Annotated in this window: 14 protein-coding genes; 7 read left to right on the top strand and 7 right to left on the bottom strand. The window is 71.6% G+C overall.

Translation table 11 applies throughout. The features are described from left to right. Positions 1 to 10: 10 nt before the first annotated feature. From ACKTSN_RS12440 to ACKTSN_RS12410, 7 genes are all read left to right on the top strand, one after another. Positions 11 to 3,511 carry a TIGR02680 family protein gene (locus ACKTSN_RS12440; protein WP_409469184.1) on the top strand — a complete coding sequence of 1,167 codons (3,501 nt, stop codon included), beginning with the start codon at positions 11 to 13 and terminating at the stop codon, positions 3,509 to 3,511. Continuing rightward, positions 3,508 to 4,779 (top strand): TIGR02679 family protein, encoded by a 1,272-nt coding sequence (locus ACKTSN_RS12435; RefSeq protein ID WP_409469183.1) that lies wholly within the window; start codon positions 3,508 to 3,510, stop codon positions 4,777 to 4,779. Before ACKTSN_RS12440 ends, ACKTSN_RS12435 begins: the two co-directional genes overlap by 4 nt. Positions 4,780 to 5,012: 233 nt before the next feature. Then, a complete protein-coding gene (locus tag ACKTSN_RS12430; protein ID WP_409469182.1) occupies positions 5,013 to 5,660 on the top strand; it encodes an FxLYD domain-containing protein in 648 nt (215 codons plus the stop codon). Between the two features lie 145 nt (positions 5,661 to 5,805). After that, positions 5,806 to 6,789, top strand: a complete 984-nt coding sequence (locus tag ACKTSN_RS12425) for a carbohydrate kinase family protein (protein WP_409469181.1) — start codon at positions 5,806 to 5,808, stop codon at positions 6,787 to 6,789. Between the two features lie 61 nt (positions 6,790 to 6,850). Beyond that, positions 6,851 to 7,729, top strand: a complete 879-nt coding sequence (gene metF / locus ACKTSN_RS12420) for a methylenetetrahydrofolate reductase [NAD(P)H] (RefSeq protein WP_409469180.1) — start codon at positions 6,851 to 6,853, stop codon at positions 7,727 to 7,729. Between the two features lie 453 nt (positions 7,730 to 8,182). After that, a complete protein-coding gene (locus ACKTSN_RS12415) occupies positions 8,183 to 8,797 on the top strand; it encodes a helix-turn-helix transcriptional regulator (RefSeq protein ID WP_409469179.1) in 615 nt (204 codons plus the stop codon). A 38-nt stretch (positions 8,798 to 8,835) separates the two neighbouring features. Continuing rightward, on the top strand, positions 8,836 to 9,285 hold the full coding sequence (locus tag ACKTSN_RS12410; RefSeq protein ID WP_409469178.1) for a nitroreductase/quinone reductase family protein: 450 nt from the start codon (positions 8,836 to 8,838) through the stop codon (positions 9,283 to 9,285). A gap of 114 nt (positions 9,286 to 9,399) precedes the next feature. On the opposite strand, the gene ACKTSN_RS12405 is transcribed toward ACKTSN_RS12410, so the two are convergent. Genes ACKTSN_RS12405 through ACKTSN_RS12375 form a run of 7 tightly spaced genes read right to left on the bottom strand, consistent with a single transcriptional unit; the run spans position 9,400 to position 14,063 of the window. Next, complete coding sequence (locus ACKTSN_RS12405) at positions 9,400 to 11,178, bottom strand: acetyl/propionyl/methylcrotonyl-CoA carboxylase subunit alpha (protein WP_409469177.1); 1,779 nt, start codon at positions 11,176 to 11,178, stop codon at positions 9,400 to 9,402. A 37-nt stretch (positions 11,179 to 11,215) separates the two neighbouring features. After that, positions 11,216 to 11,671: an anthrone oxygenase family protein gene (locus ACKTSN_RS12400; RefSeq protein WP_224736384.1), complete on the bottom strand. Its 456-nt coding sequence runs from the start codon at positions 11,669 to 11,671 to the stop codon at positions 11,216 to 11,218. Positions 11,672 to 11,692: 21 nt separating this feature from the next. Next, positions 11,693 to 12,874 carry an FAD-dependent monooxygenase gene (locus tag ACKTSN_RS12395; RefSeq protein ID WP_409469176.1) on the bottom strand — a complete coding sequence of 394 codons (1,182 nt, stop codon included), beginning with the start codon at positions 12,872 to 12,874 and terminating at the stop codon, positions 11,693 to 11,695. A gap of 10 nt (positions 12,875 to 12,884) precedes the next feature. Next, positions 12,885 to 13,220: an antibiotic biosynthesis monooxygenase family protein gene (locus ACKTSN_RS12390; RefSeq protein WP_409469175.1), complete on the bottom strand. Its 336-nt coding sequence runs from the start codon at positions 13,218 to 13,220 to the stop codon at positions 12,885 to 12,887. Next, positions 13,217 to 13,561 carry an antibiotic biosynthesis monooxygenase family protein gene (locus ACKTSN_RS12385; protein ID WP_224736387.1) on the bottom strand — a complete coding sequence of 115 codons (345 nt, stop codon included), beginning with the start codon at positions 13,559 to 13,561 and terminating at the stop codon, positions 13,217 to 13,219. The genes ACKTSN_RS12390 and ACKTSN_RS12385 overlap by 4 nt, the downstream gene beginning before the upstream one ends. Further along, positions 13,558 to 13,755 carry an acyl-CoA carboxylase epsilon subunit gene (locus ACKTSN_RS12380; protein WP_409469174.1) on the bottom strand — a complete coding sequence of 66 codons (198 nt, stop codon included), beginning with the start codon at positions 13,753 to 13,755 and terminating at the stop codon, positions 13,558 to 13,560. Before ACKTSN_RS12380 ends, ACKTSN_RS12385 begins: the two co-directional genes overlap by 4 nt. Further along, complete coding sequence (locus ACKTSN_RS12375; RefSeq protein ID WP_409469173.1) at positions 13,743 to 14,063, bottom strand: TcmI family type II polyketide cyclase; 321 nt, start codon at positions 14,061 to 14,063, stop codon at positions 13,743 to 13,745. The genes ACKTSN_RS12380 and ACKTSN_RS12375 overlap by 13 nt, the downstream gene beginning before the upstream one ends. Between the last annotated feature and the right edge of the window lie 113 nt (positions 14,064 to 14,176).

Genomic DNA, 14,176 nt, shown 5'->3' with positions numbered 1-14,176 from the left:
CTTCCCGGGAATGGGAGAGCAGCGCTACGAGTCGCTGCTGACCGCCCTCCTTCAGCTGCGCCAGCCCAAACTGTCGGAGCGGCTCGACCCGTCCCTGCTCTCCACCCTCCTGTCGCGGTCTCTGCCGCCGCTGGGCGAAGGCGAGATCGCCGAGCTCGCAGAGGGCTTCGAGCGGCTGGACCGACAGCGCGAGCACCTGAAGCGGCTCGACGAGGAGGTGGCGGCTGCCGAGACTGTCGCATCCCGACAGCGCGGCTACGCGCGGCGAGTGCTCCGCGCCGGCTCCGCCGCCCTGATCTCGGCGACCACCGAGATGGACAACCTCACCCGCGTCGCCCGAGCGAGCGCCCAGGAGCACGAACAGGCCCTGGAAGAGCGGGAGTCGGCCCAGGCGCGGCGGGAGGAGCACGAGCGGCGCGGGCACGCGCTGGAGGAGACCGTCGAGGGGCTGCGGGAGAGCGACGCCTACAAGCGCGGCGAGGAACTCGACCGGCTCCGCCGCCGTACCGACGACGCCGAGGCCACTGCCCGGCGGTCGCGTGCCACCGCGGAGCTCCTGCGAGGCCGCGCGGAGGGGGACCGGGCACGGGCCGACGAGGCCGCACGCCGCGCTCGTACGCGGAACGACCATGCCCACGAAGCCGCCGAGGACGCCCGCCGGTCCGCTCGGGCGGCGGGCCTGGAGTCCGTTCACCATGAGGCGAGGGCGCTGCTCGAAGGGGTGCGCTCACGCGCCGACACCGACGAGAGCGCATCGACGGACAGCAGGGCGGGTGACGACCGGTCCCGGCACGCCCGCCAGCTGTTGCGGGGGGCGGTCAGCTCCCGGCGGGAGCAGATCAGGCTCATCGCCGAGGCGATGGACACGCACGAGCGTGCGGTGCGCGACCGCAGCTCGGCCGAGCAGACGTTGGAGCAGACCCGCACGCGGCTCGCGGAGGCCGTCGCCCTCCGGGACGACGCGGCCCGCGCCTGGGAGGACGCCCTCGCCCGACAAGCGGAGCGGTTGCGTTCCTGGGCCGAGGGCTGCACGGAACTGCGGATCACCGATCGCGAGGAACTTGCCGCCCGGGCGGGCTCCGAGACCGAGGTGATGACCCTGGTGGACGCCGCCGTCCGCAGGGTGGAACGGGAGATCGCGGAAGGCGAGGCCGACGCCCGGACCGCCCACCAGGGTCTGCTGGACGAACGGACCGGGCTCGTGGGGGAGGTGGAACGGCTGCGCCGGGAGACGGACCTGCCCCCCACGCCTCCGCCGACCCGGACCGCGGACCGCTCCGCCATGGCGGGCGCGCCGCTGTGGCGGCTGGTCGCCTTCCACGACTACGTCCCGGCCGCCGTACAGGCGGGAGTGGAAGCCGCGCTCCAGGCATCAGGTCTGCTGGACGCCTGGGTCAGCCCGCACGACGGCGTCACGCTGCCCGCCCACGACACCCGCGCCGAGGCGACGCTGGCCGTGCCCGTACCGGGCCCGAGCCTGCTGGAGGTGCTGCGTCCCGAAGAGGAACTCCCGGTCCCGGCCGCGACCGTCACCCGCCTCCTCGCCGGCGTCGCGTACGGCACGCACCTGCCCGACGGCCACCCGGCCGCCATCGCAGCCGACGGTGCCTGGCGGCTCGCCCCCGCCACGGGAACCTGGAACAAACCGGAACCCGCGCACATCGGCGCCCTCGCCCGACAGCGCGCCCGGGAACGCCGCATCGCCGAACTGACCGACCGTATCGGCGAGGTGAACGCCGCACTGGCCGCACTGGACGACCAGCTGCGCGCGCTGGCCGCACGCAGGGCCTGCCTCGACGAGGACCGTGCGGCCCGCCCGGCTCACCGGGAGCTCGATGCCCGGCTCCGCGACTGGGATCGTGCCGAGGAACGGGTGGCCGCACGGGACGATGCCGTACGCGAGGCCGTGGCCCGCCTGGAACAGCGCGAGGAGGACGTGGCGGCCGCCCTGCGCCGGTTGAGCCGGCGGTCCGCCGAGCACGGCATGCCCACCGACCGCGGCCTGCTGGGTGAACTGTCCACCGCCGTCGACGCGTTCCGGGACACCGCCGACACCTGGGTGGACGCGTGCCTCAGCGCGGCGGCGGCCGCCGAGAGCGCCGGGCAGCTGGCTGCCCAGGCGGAGCGTTCCGCCCAGGCCGCCCGGGAACAGGCCGAGGAAGCGGCGGGCGCGCAGGCCGAGGCCGACGGGCTGCGGGCGCGACTCGAGGCGGTGGAGTCCACCGTCGGCGAGGACTACCGGCAGGTCGTCGCGCGCGTCGCCGACACGCGGGCCGAGCTCGTCCGCTGCCGTGACGAGGCCCGACGCGCGGGCGAGGACCTGCTGCGCCTCGAAGGGCGTATCGGAGAACTGCGGGCCACCAGTGAACAGGACGCCGAGCGGAGGGAGCAGGCCGTCGCAACTCGGGACGGTGCGGCACGCCGGTTCCGGCACCTGTGCCTGCTCGGCCTGGCCGAGGACGCCGGCATCACCCTGGAGCTCGGTGCCGAGGACGGCGCCAAGGCCACCCTCGAGGCCGCCCGCGCGACCGCGGCGAAGTGGCCGGACACTTCGTACGCCCCACGCAATCTGGGCGACGCCGCCAACCGCCTGTCCGAATCCGTCCACCAGGCTCGTCAGCACCTCGGCGCCCGTGCCGACCTGGACCTCGAGACCGACGACGACGTTCAGCTCTTCACGGCCGCACTGGACGGCGTGCGCGTCGGGGCAACGGGCTTGCTGAGGACGCTGACACAGGAGCGCGACGGCAGCCGCGACGACATCAGCGCCGCCGAGCGCCGCCTGTTCGATCAGATTCTCACCGGCGACATCCGCCGCCACCTCGCGGCCCGTATCCGCCAGGCCCACGAACTCGTCGACCGCATGAACGGTCACCTGGAGCGCGTCCGAACCGCCTCCAACGTCGCCGTCCAGCTGGTGTGGCAGGTACGCCCGGATCTGCCGGACGGCACGCGCACCGCCCGCGAGCTGCTGCTCAAGGACCCGGGCCGGATCACCGAGGCCGACCGCGAGGCACTGCACGACTTCTTCCGCTCCCGCATCGATCAGGCCAAGGACACTGATACCGCGGCGAGCTGGGAGGGGCAGCTGGGCGAGGTGCTCGACTACACGGCCTGGCACCAGTTCACCGTCCGGCTCGACCGCGCGAACGGGGCGGGCTGGCAGCCACTGACCAAGAAGCTCCACGGCGCGCTGTCCGGCGGTGAGAAGGCCATCGCCCTTCACCTTCCTCTGTTCGCCGCCGTCTCCGCCCACTACGAGGCCGTGCCCGAGGCACCCCGCCTGATCCTGCTGGACGAGGTCTTCGTCGGGGTCGACACCGTCAACCGCGGACAGGTCTTCGGCCTGCTCGCCGCGCTCGGCCTCGACCTGATGCTCACCTCCGACCATGAGTGGTGTACCTACGGCGAGCTGCCCGGTATCGCCGTGCATCAGTTGCTCACCGGTGCGGACGGAGACGATGCGGTCACCACCGCCCGATTCGTGTGGAACGGGACCGAACTCGTATGACGCACACGGGAATGACACAGGGCGAGGGTGTGCTGCGCCGCCCCGATCTGCGTCCGTTGTGGCTGGCCGTCCACGACCGGCTCTCCTCCGGGCGACCCGTCGCCCGCGTACGCGTCGGACCGCTCGACGAAGCTCAGCGTGCGGCCCTCGCCGACCTGCTCGGCCTGGAGCGGCTGCCGGACGCACGCCCCGCCGTCCCGCTGGCCCGCCTCGAGGAGGCGGTGGCCGAGCTCTGCGGCCGCACGGTGCATGACGTCGTCGCCGAGCTGGTGGGCCCGCTGGGCGACCGCGCGGCCGAGCGGCGCCGACAGGGCGACGAACGGGCCGAGTTGTGGTCGTGGTTGGCAGGCCACGACATCGTACGAGCCCAGCCCGCCCTCGCCGACTGGTCCGCCTCCTGCCGGACGGCAGGCCTGGTCGGCGGCTCACCGGAGCGCACCCGGGAGCTGCTCACGGCCGCGCTCGCCGTGCTGGAGGCGCTCCCTGCCCAAGGGGAACCCCTGCCTGCCTTCGCCGCACGGGTTCTGAACGGCGACTCCCACGCGCTCGACGACGGCACCCGCCTGTCCTCCCTCGTACTGCGGGCATTGGCGGCGGTCCATGGCATCGACGCGCCGCAGTCCGCGCAGGACCGGCGCGCCCTGTGGGCCCGCGCGGGCATCGCCGACGACGAGTTGTCCACCACCGTCCTGGCCGCCGGGCTGCGCCTCATGGGCGACGGACCGCTGGCCCGCGTGGTGCGCGTCTGCACCCGAGCCGGACAGGCCGCCAGCCTCACCCTCGCGCAGGTGCGTGGTCCGGGTGAGTTCGCCCTCGCCGCGGCGCCCGAGCCAGTCGTCCACGTCACGGAGAATCCCAGCGTTCTGGCCCTCGCCCTGCGGCGGTTCGGCCCGCGGTGCCCGCCGATGGTCTGCACATCGGGCTGGCCCAACAGCGCGGCCATCCGCCTCCTGCGCCTGCTCGCGGACGACGGGGGCGAGCTCCGCTACCACGGCGACTTCGACGGCGAGGGCATTCGCATCGCCGCCTACGTCATGGACAAGACGCCCGCCCGGCCCTGGCGCATGACGGCGGCGGACTACCTCACCGCCGCTGCCCGCGCACCGGGTGGTCCCGGTCCGGGGCGACTGACCGAGGCGCCCTGGGATCCGCAGCTGGCATCCGCGATGGCGGACCACGGCACCGCCGTGGTCGAGGAACTCGTCGCCGACATGCTTCTGGCAGACCTTGCCGGTTTCGCCGCGCGGGACGACACGAGCGGCGGCTGACAGCTTCTCCCAGTAGCCGCGCAGCTCTGCGTCTCCAGCATGGCGTGCATGATCTTGTCGGAGTCCGGTGTGTCCGGCCGGCCGAAGTCGCCGTAGGTGTTGATGTTCCTGTCGGAGCGCCCCCCTCGGCGCAGTGCGGTGGCCGGGTACCGCCATGGCAGGCAGCATGCAATCCGGCCAGGCCATAACGGCGTGAATCGGTCATATGTGCGGCCGGGAGAGGATTCCATGCCATGAGCGACGCGCAGCAGCAGTACCGACCGCACAAGCGCCCGCGGCACCGAGCCCCGAGGGCTCTCACCGCTTTAGCCGCCGCCGGTGCCTGTGCGGTCGCGCTCGCCGCCTGTGGCGACGGCGACGGCGACGGCGGCGGTACCACGTTCACTCCGCGCCCGTCGCCGCCGGCCACCGAGTCGTTCACGGGCAGTCCGCCCGCGCCCCTCGCGTCGGCGGCCCAGTCCGCGATCGAGTCCGCGCGCGCCTCCGCATCGGCCGCGGCGTCGTCCGCCTACGCGCGGGCCTCGGAGTTCGAGGCGTCCGTGTCGGCGGAGATCGCGCGTGCCAACGCTGCGGCCGAGGCCGAGTTGAAGGACGTCAAGGGCCGGGGCAACGCGACGTCCGATGTCTCGCTCACCGGCAAGCCGCGATCCGAGACGGGTGGCCTGCTTGCCGTGGTCGTGAACATCACCAACAGCACGGACAGCACCGCCTCCTATGCGGTCCAGGTCGACTTCCACGACCCCGACGGGAAAGTCGTCGAGACCCATTTCGTGGGCGTGGAGGACCTCGAACCCGGGGAGCGGGCCCAGCCGCTCGCCATCAGCCGCAAGCCGCCCGAGCCGAGGCTGACCGCCGAGATCGCCAAGGCCCAGCGCTACTGAACGTGAGGTCGGCCCGGTGGCTGATGGCCGCCTAACCGGTGCTTAAGCCCCGCCCCGGACGATGAACGGACCCGCCGCCGCGTACGGGCAGTACGGGTCCCGAGCGCGGTCGCCAACAGTCCGGAGACAGGGGTAGGGACAGCAGATGAGAATCGCAGTCACGGGGTCGATCGCCGAGGACCATCTCATGGTCTACCCGGGCAGGTTCACGGAACAGTTCATCGCCGAGAGCCTGGACAAGGTGTCGCTCTCGTTCCTGGTCGACGAGTTGGAGATCCGTGCCGGGGGAGTGGCGGCGAACATCGCCTTCGGCCTGGGTTCGCTGGGCCTGCGTCCCCTGCTCGTGGGCGCCGTCGGGCCGGGCTTCGAGGAGTACCGGGCGCGGCTGGAGCGACACGGCGTCGACACCGGACCGGTCCGGGTGAGCGAAACCAGGCACACAGCACGGTTCGTCTGCACCACGGACCGGGACCACAACCAGATCGGGTCCTTCTATGCCGGCGCCATGAGCGAGGCCCGGCTCATCGATCTGCGGACGGTGCAGGAGCGAACGGGCGCCCTCGACCTGGTCGTCGTATCGCCCAATGACCCGGAAGCGATGGTGCGGCACACCCGCGAGTGCACCGAACTGGGCATCCCCTTCGTCGCCGACCCCTCGCAGCAGTTGGCGCGCATGGCGCGCGACGACGTCCGAGCGCTGCTGGCGGGACCCGAGTTCCTGTTCACCAACGAGTACGAGAGCGTGCTCATCCAGGAGCGAAGCGGCTGGACCGAGCAGCAGATCCTCGGCCGGGTGGGCGGCTGGGTGATCACGCGGGGTGCCGAAGGCGCCGTCGTCCAGCGAGCCGGGCACCGCCCGGTCGTCGTCAAGTCGGTGCCGCCGTCGGGCGCGACCGAGCCCACCGGCGCGGGGGACGCCTTCCGGGCCGGCTTCCTCGCGGCCGTCGCCTGGGGGCTCGGCCAGGAGAGCGCCGCGCGGCTGGGGAGTGCCCTGGCCACCACGGTTCTGGAGTCCACCGGTACACAGCAGTACACGCTGTCCGGTCCGGATCTGCTGGGCCGGATCCGCGACACCTACGGCGTGTCCGCGGTGGACGGGCTCGCCGCTCGTCTGGCGGCGCGGCGATGACAGCCGCGGCCCCGCGGAGCGGATCGGGGTCCGGCTGTCCGAGGAGTTCCGGAGAACGACGATGACGACCTTCTCCTTCGAGTTCTTCCCCCCGAAGACCGAGGTGGGCGAACGCACCCTCTGGGACACGATCCGCCGTGTGGAAGCACTGCGTCCCGACTTCGTGTCCGTCACCTATGGAGCGGGCGGCTCGTCCCGGGACCGGACCGTGTCCGTCACCCGGCGTATCGCCGCCGAGACCATCCTGCGGCCGGTCGCCCACCTCACCGCGGTAGGCCACTCGGTCGCGGAACTGCGCCACATCATCGGCCAGTACGCGGACGCGGGCATCCGGGACGTCCTCGTGCTGCGGGGCGACCCGCCCGGTGATCCGAACGGCCCGTGGACACCTCACCCGGCCGGATTCACCTACGCGCGTGAACTCGTCGAACTCGTACGCTCCCTGGGGGACTTCACCATCGGGGTGGCCGCCTTTCCCGAAGGGCATCCGCGGTCGCCCGACCGGGAGAGCGACCTCCGGCACTTCGTCGCCAAGTGCCGGGCGGGCGCCGACTACGCGATCACGCAGATGTTCTTCGACGCCGAGGACTATCTGCGGTTGCGTGACCGGGTCGCGGCCGTGGGCTGTGAGACCCCGATCATCCCCGAGATCATGCCCGCCACGGACGTGCGCCAGATTCGCCGCTTCGCCGAACTGTCCGGCGCAGCCTTCCCCGAGGACCTGGCCCACCGGCTGGAACAGGCCCGCCACGAACCGGACACGGCCCACCGCATCGGTGTCGAGTACGCGACGGCCATGGCCGAGCGCCTCCTCGCCGAGGGTGCCCCGGGGCTGCACTACATCACCCTCAACCGGTCCACGGCGGCACTGGACATCCACCGGAACATCCAGAGCGCAGCAGCCTCGGTGCCGGCACCCCGCCCCACATCCGGAGCGTGAGCCCGGCGCCGGGCGACATGGGCAGCGAGCCCCCTGACACGGACCGGGAACGGGCCGTTGGCGGGGGCTCTCGCTGTGTTGCAACGTGCGTCCACTGTGGCCTGTTTCAGCAGCTCTTCCGCGATTTCAGGCCACTGCCGGGTCCGTGGTTCGCGGGAGTGCCATCATGCGGCTGAGGGGGTCTGGGATACGGGGTGGCCGGGTTGGGCGACCAGGTTGACGTGGCAGGACGTCGTTGACACAGCCGTACTCCCATGCCACCATTTAGATAGCTCGCTACGTAATTAAGTTACCGCCTCGACATCTAGGCGCGGTGCTCCGTCTGGCTGACGCGCCGCTTGCTGGAGGAAAGTCGTAGTGCTCCCAGACCAACACCACTTACGCGATCCCGGGCACACACGACCCACATCCGTCGTCGTGCTGGGCGGCAGTCTCTTCAGTCGGATCGAGACCGTGTCGACTCTCGGCAAGGAGGAAGGATTCTCCGCAGCGGGGTATGCCGCCGACCCGGGCAAGGTGCAACGGATCATCACCGAGCGCCGGCCCGACATCGCGGTGGTGTTCGGCGCCGACGCGCTTCCCCTCATTCACGCGGTGGCGGCCAGTACGCCCCGGCCGCGCCTCCTCGTCGTATCGCCCACCCACAAGCGTGGGGAAGGGGATCTCACCCGTGCCCGCATCGCCGGAGTCGTGGTCAACCGGACCAGTCACGCGACCCTGATGCCCGCGCTCAGGCTGCTGCGCTCCGGATACCTGCTCATCGCGGAACACCGCCAGTCGGGCCAGACGGTGCCCGCCCAGCGGCGTCCGCCGTGGCGGTTCGACCGGCTCACCGCGCGGGAGACCGAGGTCGTCCAGCTGATGCTGCGCGGCTGGAGCAATGTGGAGATCGCCGAAGCACTGGACCTGAGCGAAGCCACCGTCAAGAGCCATGTGCACAGCCTCATGGGCAAGCTCGAACTCAAGAGCCGGATCGACGTGATCACCACGGCCTACCGAACCGGTCTCGTACGCCCGGGCAGCCCACGGTTCACGCGGATGCCCCGCGCGGCCGCCGGCCGGCTCTGACATCCCCTCAGTACTCACCAAGAGAGATGAGCGAGATCATGGCCACGACCACTCGGCCCCCGGTTTCACCCTTCCTGAAGTTCGGCAACAAGATGATGCAGATGTTCCACTCCATGGGCATGCCCGTGGGGCCCATGCACCTGCTGCGCGTCAAGGGCCGGGTGTCCGGCCGGGAGTTCACCAACCCGGTGGCTCCGGTGAAGATCGACGGCGACATGTACATCCTCCAGGCCTTCCCCAAGTCGGACTGGGTGAAGAACGTCCGCGCCGCCGGCCGGGGCACCATGATCCGCGGCCGCAAGGCCCGGCCCGTGCAGCTGATCGAGGTTCCCGAGGCGGAGCGGGGGCGGATCGCCCGCGAGTTCCCGACGCAGGTTCCGATGGGTGCCGGCATCTTCGTGAAGAACGGTGTGGTCGCCGACAAGAGCCCCGAGAGCTTCGAGCGGGCGGCCTCCGGAATCCCGATCTTCCGGGTCGTTCCCGTCTGACGGTCCGAACGGAAGAACCCGGCACGGCGTCCGTACCGTGCCGGGTTCCTCGTGTGCTCCGGGGGGCTGGGCGTGGGGGCGGCGAGGGCGAAGGGCCCTGAAGGCGAGCGCCGTTCAACCCGCCGTGCGTACCTCGCACAGCGGGGCACCCCGCGACACACCGGTCCCCGCGGACACCTTGATGGCGTGCACCACGCCGGGACGGTGGGCCTTGACGGGCTGCTCCATCTTCATCGCCTCGATGACGAACAGCACGTCGCCCTCCGAGACTTCCGCGCCCTCGGTGGCGGACACCTTGACCACCGTACCGACCATCGGACTGGTCAGGACCGTGCCGTCCGATGCCGTCGTCGCCGACGAGGGACGCGCCTTGCGTCGCACCGCGGATCCGCCCGAGCGCACGGTGGTCACCGCCTTCGGTGCCGCGAGTGACTCGGGCAGCGCCACCTCCAGCCGGCGCCCGCCCACCTCGACGGTGTAGGTCACCTGCTCGGGCCGCTCGGCGGTCTCGGCCGGGTCACCCTCCCACGGGTCGATCCGCAGCGCCGCCTCCGACTCCAGCCACCGCGTGTGCACGGCGAGGCCGACGGCGGGGTCGCTCGCGGTGAACTCCGGGCTGTCCAGCAGCGCCCGGAACAGTGGCAGGGTTGTCGGTACCCCGTCGACCTCGAACTCCCCCAGGGCCCGCCGCGCCCGCGCCAGCGCCTGCCCCCGGTCGGCGCCGGTGACGATGAGCTTGGCGAGCATCGAGTCGAAGGCCCCGTCGACGACGGCGCCCTCCTCGATCCCGGTGTCCACCCGGATGCCGGGACCGGCCGGCGTGCGCCACCGGGTGACGGTGCCCGGGGTGGGCAGGAAGCCGCGCCCCACGTCCTCGCCGTTGATCCGGAACTCGACCGAGTGGCCTCGCCGGTCCACCGGGTCGGTGAACCCGAGCGGTTCGCCCGCGGCGATGCGGAACTGCTCCTGGACCAGGTCGATCCCGGTGATCTCCTCGGTCACCGGATGCTCCACCTGCAGCCGGGTGTTGACCTCCAGGAACGAGATGGTGCCGTCCTCCCCGAGCAGGAACTCGCAGGTGCCCGCACCCACATAACCGGCCTCGGCGAGCACCGCCTTCGACGCGGCGCGCAGCGTCTCCTCCTGTTCGGGGGTGAGGAAGGGCGCGGGCGCCTCCTCGACCAGTTTCTGGTGGCGCCGCTGCACGGAGCAGTCACGGGTGGAGACCACCACCACGTTGCCGTGGCTGTCCGCGAGGCACTGCGTCTCGACGTGCCGTGCCCGGTCCAGGTACTTCTCCACGAAGCAGTCGCCCCGACCGAAGGCGGCGGCGGCCTCGCGGGCGGCGGACTCCAGGAGTCGGGGGATCTCCTCCAGGGTGCGGGCCACCTTCAGTCCGCGACCGCCGCCTCCGCCCACCGCCTTGATGGCCAGCGGCAGTCCGTGCTCGCGGGCGAAGTCGAGGACCTCGTCCGGGCCGGTGACGGGACGGTCGGTGCCGGGTGCGAGCGGGGCCCGGACCCGGCGGGCGATCTCGCGGGCGGCCACCTTGTCGCCGAGCTGCTCGATCGCCTCCGGCGGCGGGCCGATCCAGGTCAGGTTCGCCGCGCGCACCGCCCGGGCGAATCCGGCGTCCTCGGAGAGGAAGCCGTAGCCGGGGTGGATCGCGTCCGCGCCGCACTCGGCGGCGGCGGCCAGGATCTTGCCGACGTCCAGATAGGTGTCCGCGGCCGTGTTGCCGTGCAGGCCGTACGCCTCGTCGGCGAGCCGGGCGTGCGGCGCGTCCCGGTCCTGGTCCGCGTACACGGCGACGGAGCGCAGCCCCGCGTCCCGGCAGGCCCGGATGACGCGCACCGCGATCTCGCCGCGATTGGCCACCAGTACCTTCTCCATGCGATGTGCTCCCGTTCTCGGGTGACGTGGAGCCACGTCAGACGAGGCTCATTCCGACGATCGCCGCGGCGAAGCCGACCAGGGCGATCCAGGTGCGGTGGCGGTTGGCGCGAGCCCACCGGCTGCGGGTCTCGGCCCAGGCTTCCGGCAGCCGCTCGGGTTCCCAGGTGTCGATGATCCGGTTCATCCGGACGTTGGACAGTTCCGACACCAGCGCGACACCGACGAGTCCCGCCTCCGCCACGGCGAAGGCGAGCTTCGCGTCCGCGCCGGGTGCCAGGACGATCAGCAGCAGACCGACACCCAGCGCGATCTTGTCGATGGTGGGCATGAGCGGGTCGAAACGGGGGTCCAGGAGCCGGTGGACCTGCACGTACCGCCGACCCGGCAGATCGGCGAGCATGGGGACCACCGCGATCTCGACGGCGACCAGTACGCCTGCCAGCGCACCGCTGAGCAGGATGAGCAGGGCCGCCAGGGCGTCGACGAACATGGGTAACCGGCTCCTCGGTCGTCAGTAGTCGAAGTTCATCATCAGGCGGTAGGTCCCCTTCTTCGCGAAGGTCCCGAAGAACGCGCGCATGAACAGATCGCGCGCCCCGCACACCAACGAGCCGCGCCACTTGCCGAGTTCGCCGATCCGGTACGCGCCGCGCACCATCGCCTCCACCCGCTCCCGGCGCAGCTTCTCGTACTGTGCGATGGCGGTCCCCAGATCCGGCTCGCGGGCCAGCAGCCCGGACAGCACGACACCGTCCTCGATGGCCTGGCCGGCGCCCTGACTGAGGTTGAGGGTCATGGCGTGCGCCGCGTCACCGACCAGCACGACCCGTCCGTGGCCCCAGGCCGCGTCACGCGTCGGCGGACGGTCCGCGATGTCGATGGGCAGGATCGCGTCCTCGCGGGTCGCCGCCAGGATCCGCGGAATGGGGTCGGGCCACTGCGCGTACGTCTCGCACATCACGTCCCGCTTGGTCTTGCGGAACATGTCGAAGGCGGCGCTCGTCTCGTCGGATGTGATCGCGTCCCAGTAGACCTCGCGGTCGTTGAGCCGGCAGTAGAGGAAGCGCAGTCCGTTACGCCCCCACAGGTTGAAGAAGGTGCCGCTGGGGACGACGTCCTCGCCGGGAAGCTCGGCGATCGCCTGCCACGCCGTGTAGCCGGCGTAGCGGGGCGGCAGGTCGTGGCCGTGCCGCAGTGTGCTGCGTACGGCCGACCGCATGCCGTCGGCGCCGATCAGTACGTCGGCACGCTCCACGGATCCGTCGGCGAACCGGGCGGTCACCCCCTCGGCGTCCTGCTCGAACCCGACGCACTGGGCGCCCATCACGACCGAGTCACCCGCCTCCTCCAGGAGGAGGGAGTTGAGGTCGGAGCGGCGCAGCGCCACGGCGGGCGCGCCGATGCGCTGCGCCTCGGGCCCGATCTGCCAGCGGGCCAGGGTGCGGCCGCTGTCGGAGCGGAACTCGTGGACGAGTATCTCCGAACTGACCTTGGCGACCTGGTCGTCGAGGGACAGCTTCCGCAGGGCGACGAACGCGTTGTGCCACAGCATGAAACCGCCGCCGGTGAGCAGCCGGCTCGGTTCGGTCCTGCGCTCGAACACCTTGACATCGACGCCGGCCTGCCGCAGACCGATCGCCGTGGTGAGGCCGCCGATACCGGCGCCGATCACCAGTGCCTTCTGCACGGACATGGCGATCCCCTCAGCCGGCCGCGGGCAGGTCGCCCGGGGTGCGGTACGACTCGAGCGTGGCGCGCACCTCGTGGATCGAGCGCCGGAAGGAGTCGGCCCAGTACGGGAACATGGCGGCCGACTGCCGCATGTGCTCGGGGTCGTCCGCCCACGTCCGGAACAGCTCCTCCGACTCCCACTCGGCGATCAGCGCGTACTTCGTGGGGTCGGAGGTGTCCCGCACCAGTTCGTCCCGCAGATGGCCGGGTGTTCCCCGGACCTTGCTGGTGACCTCGATGTACGCCTTCTCGAAGGCCTCGAAGTCCTCCGGCCCGATGGTCGCGGTCATGATGACGCGGATGCTCATCGCGGAGCCGTTCCTTTCTCGGTCGGTGAGGTCTCGCTCGGTGCGGGCGAGGCGATGTGGGCCACCACCTCGAAGAGGGTCTTCGTCGCCGAGTCCCGGAGCTGATCCAGCGCGGCGGACAGCGCCTGCCGGTCCTCGCTGCGCTGGTAGCGCGCGAGGTGCTCGGCCGTCTCCCAGTCCGCGGTGATGGTGTAGCGCAGGGGGTCCTCGGCGCCGCGCAGCATCGTCTGGCCGATGGAGCCGGGGTAGCGGCTCGCCACCTCGGCGGCGTCCCGCCAGGTCCGCTCGAAGGCATCGGTGCATCCTTCGCGGACGCGCATGTCCAGTGCGGTGCGGATCACGGCCGCCCCCAACCGCCGGTGCGGTGCCCGGTGAAGGGCTGCCAGACGGGTCGCTCGGGCCGGACCGCAGGCGGTTCGGTGGACGGGTCGCCGAGCCGGGCCACGAGCAGGGCCACCACCGCGGCCGTCTCGTGCGCGTCGGGTGTGCCCCGCACGATCCGCAGCACGTCCGGGGCCGCGGTCACGCGTTCCACGAGTAGAACTCCTTGGCCATCGCGTCGGCCGGACCGCGCCAGGTGACCGGGTCGTAGGCGGCGATGTGCGGCTTCAGCTTCTCGTTGACGTCCTGGAAGAGGTGGTGGCCGCGCGCCTCCTCGATCCGGCCGCCGATGTCGCCCTCGGAGCCGATCAACTGGAAGTAGAGGCCGTGGAACTGGAAGAGCCTGCGGTGCTTCACCCCCACGAGACGGGGGAGTTCGGTGGCGTCCGACTCGGCCCAGATGTCAGAGACGACCCCGCTGTCCTCGGGGGCCATGCGCGCGACGATGAGCGTGTACTGCATGAGCACTCCTTTTCCCGGTGGCCGATCGGTCCCCGACCGCCTGGCGACATCCTCGATGTCACGGATAAAGCCGTTGTGAGGGGGCGACAAACGGCCCGGCGGATCAACCAATT

The sequence above is a fragment of the Streptomyces flavusporus genome (assembly GCF_046267975.1).
GTDB lineage: Bacteria > Actinomycetota > Actinomycetes > Streptomycetales > Streptomycetaceae > Streptomyces > Streptomyces flavusporus.
This window is presented reverse-complemented; position numbering and strand designations above follow the sequence as displayed.

Bases quoted from the DNA above. Each gene is read 5' to 3' on its own strand.
- ACKTSN_RS12395 (WP_409469176.1), bottom strand. From the start codon at position 12,874: ATGTCCGTGCAGAAGGCACTGGTGATCGGCGCCGGTATCGGCGGCCTC.
- ACKTSN_RS12400 (WP_224736384.1), bottom strand. From the start codon at position 11,671: ATGTTCGTCGACGCCCTGGCGGCCCTGCTCATCCTGCTCAGCGGTGCG.
- metF (WP_409469180.1), top strand. From the start codon at position 6,851: ATGACGACCTTCTCCTTCGAGTTCTTCCCCCCGAAGACCGAGGTGGGC.
- ACKTSN_RS12390 (WP_409469175.1), bottom strand. From the start codon at position 13,220: ATGAGCATCCGCGTCATCATGACCGCGACCATCGGGCCGGAGGACTTC.
- ACKTSN_RS12405 (WP_409469177.1), bottom strand. From the start codon at position 11,178: ATGGAGAAGGTACTGGTGGCCAATCGCGGCGAGATCGCGGTGCGCGTC.
- ACKTSN_RS12435 (WP_409469183.1), top strand. From the start codon at position 3,508: ATGACGCACACGGGAATGACACAGGGCGAGGGTGTGCTGCGCCGCCCC.
- ACKTSN_RS12440 (WP_409469184.1), top strand. From the start codon at position 11: ATGGGAGAGCAGCGCTACGAGTCGCTGCTGACCGCCCTCCTTCAGCTG.
- ACKTSN_RS12425 (WP_409469181.1), top strand. From the start codon at position 5,806: ATGAGAATCGCAGTCACGGGGTCGATCGCCGAGGACCATCTCATGGTC.
- ACKTSN_RS12430 (WP_409469182.1), top strand. From the start codon at position 5,013: ATGAGCGACGCGCAGCAGCAGTACCGACCGCACAAGCGCCCGCGGCAC.
- ACKTSN_RS12410 (WP_409469178.1), top strand. From the start codon at position 8,836: ATGGCCACGACCACTCGGCCCCCGGTTTCACCCTTCCTGAAGTTCGGC.
- ACKTSN_RS12375 (WP_409469173.1), bottom strand. From the start codon at position 14,063: ATGCAGTACACGCTCATCGTCGCGCGCATGGCCCCCGAGGACAGCGGG.